The following is a 1,843-nucleotide window of genomic DNA, read 5'->3' on the forward strand; positions in this document are numbered from 1 at the left end:
AAATACGCAGAAAACACTAGTTGGGGATCTGATTTAAAAACTTCAAACCATTTGCCAAATAACTCGCAATCTTTATTAAATAACTGGCGTAATGAGAAAGCGTAATTGTTGTCAACTTCTGATTTTTCAACTAACAAACCTGTAACTTTTATATAAATGTCTTTATCTATAGATTGGTACTTAGATAAATAATCAAGCCAAGCTGGAAGTTCCTTACTAGGTGTATCGTTTAGATGAATTAGTAGCGAGTTCGTTGTACCTTCATTAATGTCACCTTCTGGTAATAATGAAAAATAGAATGAACACCAACTTTTCTTCCAACGGTATGATTTGCTGTTTATTAGTTCCCATACTTCAGAACTACTTAACGTTTTGAATAGGTTAAATATTAATGAGCCTGGCTGTATATTAAATATATCGTCGTAGCCAATATATGTAGATACAATTTCCTTGATTTGGTCATGATGGTTTTCGACTATTGCATTTAAACCCATTTCAATACCAACTTTGAATGAATTGTCTCGTTCTCTTACAGAAAGAGAGTTCTGTAAGGCAACACATTGGCTCATAAACTCACTAAATTTTTCAACAGAGGTATCTGAAAAGTAATCAACAAAGCATTGGTGTCGATATTTAACATATTCTTCGTAACCCATATCTAGCAAGCGCATTTCATGCTTGTCCTGTAGAAGCAGATTCGACAACTCAATTGTTGCATTGTTGAACTCAGCCTTCCATTTGGAAGGATACTTAATCTCAAGAGCATCTAAATGCTCACAAAGATCTTGCATGATCAGGCAATGTGACGTGTTTTTGTGGTCTAAATTGGAAATAAAGAACTCTATAAGAAATGGTAAGTCGGCTTCTGCCATTTCTTTTCCTTCAAACCTTAGCCGACTAATAAATTCTTGAAAAAAATCTTGGATTATTTGTTCATAATCAGGTAACTGCATCAATGTTGATAAGTTTTTAAATATTTTCTGCCTTATTGGAGTTAAGTATTCGTTGGGTGAAAGCCTAAATGTAATCACATTTATTGTGTCACTGCGTCTCCACTGATGCTCGGTATGCTCCACCTTTAAAAAAGACTTGGCTAACACAAGAAATATCTTTGAAAACAGATGATTGTCACCATTATCAATTCGTTCAACTAACGTATCAACAACATGAGCCTGAACATAGTATCCGTAGCGCCTATCATCAGGTTTAAAGTTATATCTATCTATAAGTGTTTTGATTACAAAACCAAGAGATCCTTTGTTCTTTGAAAGGTATTGCAATAGCAAATCAAAAGACATTTTAAACTCATCAACACCATAATTCCTGAAACTGCTTAGCAAGGAAACTAAAGAGTATTCGTTATCATCGGTGTTAGCCTCTTCAAATATTTCACTTTCCCAAGACTCAACAACTATTGGCATCTCAGATATCAGTTTATTGGCAAAAATTAATGTCTCAGTAGGGAGGGCAAACCAAAATGAATTTAAAAACTCAATTGAACTTTTTAAATCACCAGAGCTTGAGATGTCTTTAAATATCCCTTTAATTTCAGATCTAATTTCAGTGACTACTTTCTTGTGATCAAAAGCGCTAATAACAGGGTTTAAGGCGTCAACAATGGTTCTTTTAAAACTAGGGTAAAAGTGATGGGCTATTGACGAAAATGATATGACTTTCTTCTCAAATACAGATAAATAAAAAAAGTAGGTAGATAGCACTTGGTCTGAAATTTTAACGACTTCATCTTCATATAAGTCTACCAATTCTTTTTTATGCAGAACTTCTACATACCCCCAAAATTCCTCTGGTGAAATACCAAATGAATTTTGCAGCCACTCCATAT

General features: G+C 33.9%; 1 pseudogene. It reads right to left on the reverse strand.

Annotated elements, in window-relative coordinates:
- Positions 1-1,843 (reverse strand): annotated as a pseudogene (locus tag J8L97_RS22845) (DNA replication protein); the annotation flags it as partial.

Origin of the sequence: Pseudoalteromonas sp. MMG012 (assembly GCF_018100875.1) — a bacterium.
In the GTDB taxonomy this organism is placed as follows: domain Bacteria; phylum Pseudomonadota; class Gammaproteobacteria; order Enterobacterales; family Alteromonadaceae; genus Pseudoalteromonas; species Pseudoalteromonas aurantia.